This is a genomic window from Rhodospirillum sp. A1_3_36 (assembly GCF_047263945.1).
Classification (GTDB): domain Bacteria; phylum Pseudomonadota; class Alphaproteobacteria; order Rhodospirillales; family Rhodospirillaceae; genus Rhodospirillum.
In genome coordinates this window covers 1-3,818 of the sequence record NZ_JBLAVB010000061.1, presented here as the reverse complement: position 1 = coordinate 3,818, position 3,818 = coordinate 1, and the positions used below count along the sequence as shown (strand labels likewise).

Annotated in this window: 1 protein-coding gene and 3 pseudogenes; 2 read left to right on the top strand and 2 right to left on the bottom strand. The window is 56.0% G+C overall.

The window, feature by feature from the left end; genetic code table 11:
- Both ACLIRY_RS26705 and gmd read left to right on the top strand, forming a co-directional pair.
- Positions 1-305 (top strand): annotated as a pseudogene (locus ACLIRY_RS26705) (hypothetical protein); the annotation flags it as partial.
- A gap of 319 nt (positions 306-624) precedes the next feature.
- A complete protein-coding gene (gmd, locus tag ACLIRY_RS26700) occupies positions 625-1,695 on the top strand; it encodes a GDP-mannose 4,6-dehydratase (RefSeq protein ID WP_413208463.1) in 1,071 nt (356 codons plus the stop codon).
- Between the two features lie 234 nt (positions 1,696-1,929).
- On the opposite strand, the pseudogene ACLIRY_RS26695 reads toward gmd, so the two are convergent.
- Both ACLIRY_RS26695 and ACLIRY_RS26690 read right to left on the bottom strand, forming a co-directional pair.
- Positions 1,930-2,420: pseudogene (locus ACLIRY_RS26695) on the bottom strand (transposase); the annotation flags it as partial.
- A 319-nt stretch (positions 2,421-2,739) separates the two neighbouring features.
- Positions 2,740-3,723 (bottom strand): annotated as a pseudogene (locus ACLIRY_RS26690) (IS110 family transposase).
- Positions 3,724-3,818: the final 95 nt, after the last annotated feature.

Genomic DNA, 3,818 nt, shown 5'->3' with positions numbered 1-3,818 from the left:
GGCTGCCCGAGCGGCAAGGACACCCCGCTCTGGACCTTCACTTTTCCGCCAAGCGGATCAGGGGAAGCGAGGGGATCATCATTATTGCCAGCACCGAACCCGGCCTTGGGCCGCTCAAGCTCTATCGAAAACGATGGGCCATCGAATGTTTGTTCGGCGACACCAAAACGCGCGGTCTGAACCTGGAGGACACCAGACTGACAATCTCCTCAAGGTTGTCCCTGCTGATGGGCATCGTGCCCCTGGCCATCGCCTGGGCCTGTCGCACGGCATCCGATATCATGGTGCGCGCCGCACCGCCCTGAAAAGCACATGGATATTACGCCAAGTCCTGGTTCCGCGTCGGACTCGACGAACTGAGACGACGCATGAGAACCGATCACAACACGGCAACCGCTCCCCTCATCAAAGCCCTCAAATCAAGGAGAGTCGTGTAGTGTGGGCATCTTCACCTTATGTGCGCGGCGATCAATCTCCGCCGCGTCCAGGTCTCGCCCAATAGAAGTGACTCTGCATGAAACCTCGGAAAATAGGACAGAAAAGCCATGCTCTATTACTCGAAGCACTCAATAATAGAATACTTGAAAAATTTAATTTCTGACCAAACATGAAAGGAGAGAGTAAATGTCAAAAAAAATAGCCTTTATTACAGGAATTACCGGTCAGGATGGAGCCTACTTAGCAGAATTACTTCTTAAAAAGGGATACATCGTTCACGGAGTGAAGCGACGATCGTCATCCTTCAACACCGCGCGCGTGGACCATCTCTACCAGGATCCGCACGAAAGCGATGTCCGTTTCTTCATGCATTACGGAGACCTCACCGACAGCACTAATCTGATCCGCCTGATTCAAGAGGTCCAACCTACCGAGCTATACAATTTAGCCGCTCAGAGCCATGTGCAAGTCAGCTTCGAGACGCCGGAGTATACCGCTAACTCCGACGCACTGGGTACACTCCGCTTGCTTGAGGCGCTACGCATCCTAGGGCTCGAAAAAACAACACGTTTTTATCAAGCCTCCACCTCTGAGTTGTATGGAAAGGTTCAAGAGATACCACAACGCGAGACCACCCCATTCTACCCGCGCTCGCCCTACGCTGCTGCCAAGCTCTATGCCTATTGGATCACGGTCAATTATCGTGAGGCCTACGGTATGCACGCTTCCAATGGGATCCTCTTTAACCATGAGAGCCCGTTACGAGGCGAGACCTTTGTAACACGCAAAATTACCCGCGCAGTTTGTGCCATTCACCTTGGGTTACAACAACGTTTGTATCTGGGAAATCTGGGCAGTATGCGAGACTGGGGCCATGCCCGCGACTATGTAGAAGGCATGTGGTGCATGCTCCAGAAGCCTGAACCGAACGACTATGTATTGGCCACGGGGAAGGTCTACTCCGTGCGTGACTTTGTCGCAATGGCTTTCGGCGAAGTCGGTCTTTCCATAGAATGGATCGGTGAGAATCTAGACGAACGGGGTATTGATCCCTCCACCGGAAAAACCTTGGTCCAAGTGGACCCGCGCTATTTCCGTCCAACGGAAGTGGATTATCTTCAGGGAGATGCGAGTAAGGCCCGGGAGCAATTGGGCTGGATGCCCAAGACCTCCATTCAGCAGATGGTGGCCGAAATGGTTGCTAAAGATCTTGCCTACCTGAAAAGAACTCAAGACCATCATGGCAGCAGCAGTTAACGCATAGTTTGATTTCTACCTCAAGAAGATATGAATTTTCGGTTGTCATAACATGGTCGGCAGCGCTGTGTGTCTACCTGTTACAGAGAAAAGATCGCACGATTCTTACGGTAGACAGAGGTAGCCTCCTTTGATTGGCCAGCTTGGCGGCTTGGTTAAGCTGCTCCCGGTTTGATGATCATGCTGCCAGCGCCGTTTCCATCACCCTGTCCGGGGCATGCCCCGGACAGGGTGATGGCGCGCCATTTGACGGGCACCGTAAAATGGGCACTCCAGAAACACCTCGTCGATCAGCCGCATCAGCGCCAAGTTCAGGGGCGTTTCCCCGCGCGGCTGGTAATAGAACGAGGACCGACTGATGGAAACCAAGGCGCATTGCCGAACAATCGACAACACCGGGTGGGACGGTTCAACCAAGTGTCGCCTTCGCTCGATACTCATCGATTGAAGGCCTTTGACAAAAAATCCCGCTCCACGACCAGTTGGCCGATCTTGGCGTGCAGCCGTTCCACCTCCGCGGCGTTGGTTTCCGCCTCCTTGGCCGGTTTGTTCGAGAACGTCGAGGATATCCCCTCGATGGCCTACTTCTTCCACGTCGTGATCATCGTCGGATGGATGCTGTATTTCGCGGCCAACTCCGCGACCGTCTGCTCACCCTTGATCGCCTCAAGGGCCACCTTCGCCTTAAAGTCCGCCCCATAACGCTTCCCTGTAACTTTGTCCAAGGTCCCTCTCCTTTTCAGAGATGGGAACAGCTTAACACCCTGTCCGAATTTCCGGGGCCATGTTTGGACGGCCCCCCGCGCGCAAGGGAAAAACGGTGATTGCCGCTGGTCGGGTGCAACCATGTGTCCGGCCTGTTCTCGGAGAGCATCCTCCTGGCCTTGATGAAATCCACGGATCGAGTCCCAAATCACCTCTACGCGCTGACAAGCGCTTGGCCCCAGTGGGTTTCCTCGATCCCCGGCCCAACCGGGGCGTCATCACTACCTTCACACCCACGCGCATCCCTGGTCGAGAAACACTTCCTGACCAGGGATATCCTTATGCCGAGGCCTCGTTGAGAACCTCCCCGCGCGTCAGAAGGACCCAGACGATCCTGGCGCTTTTGTTAGCCAGGGCAACGGACACGACGCGAGCGGGTTTGCGCTCCAACAATTTGGTCGCTCATTCCTTGCTGGCGTTTCCGCGCTTTGCGAGCCGAATGACGGCGGTGGCGCCGATCACGAGCAGGCGCCGAATATAACCGTCGCCCTGTTTGCTGATACCGCCCACACGATCCTTAGCGCCGCTACTGTGTGCCTTGGGGGTCAAACCCAGCCAAGCCGCGAATTGACGGCCAGACGGGAAAAGAGATGCGTCGGGAACCGCCGCGACGATGGCGCTCGCGGTAATTGGGCCGACCCCAGGGATGGTCGCCAGACGGTGGCTGGCTTCGTTGGCGCGATGCCATTCCATGATCCGGCTTTCAACCGCTCTGATTTCCTCCACGGTTTGATCCAATTGGTTCACCAAACTGTCCATGGCCGCTCCAACAGCCGAGGGGAAGCTGTCGCGATTTTCGTGAAAGGAAGCCAGTACCTTTCCAACACCACCAAGTCCCTGGGCGCCCACAATGCCAAATTCAGCGAGATGGCTGTGCAGGGCATTGATGAGCATCGTTCGTTGACGAACCAGAAGATCACGGACCCGATGCAACATAAGGGCAGCCTGCTGATCGACGCTCTTAATCGCCACGAAACGCATCGTTGGCCGCGTGACCGCCTCGGTGATCGCTTCGGCGTCGGCCATGTCCGTCTTGCCCCGCTTGGCATAGGGTTTCACATAGGCCGCTGGCATCAGTTTGACGGTGTGCCCCAGCTTGCTGATCTCCCGACCCCAGTAATGGGCCGTGCCGCATGCCTCCATGCCCACAAGGCAAGGGGGAAGCGCGCTGAAAAATCGTAATACGTCGCTCCGCCGAAGACGCCGACGGACGAGAACCTCTCCTGTCGCGCTAGCATTACAGTTGCATTTTTCTTTTAAGATGAGCGCGCCGGGCTTGGGCTTGGTGTGCGCGTCGCCACAGAGACCATGCGAAGACGTGGGCGGGCTGGATGCGTCGTTGCGCGAGCTTGGTGGCG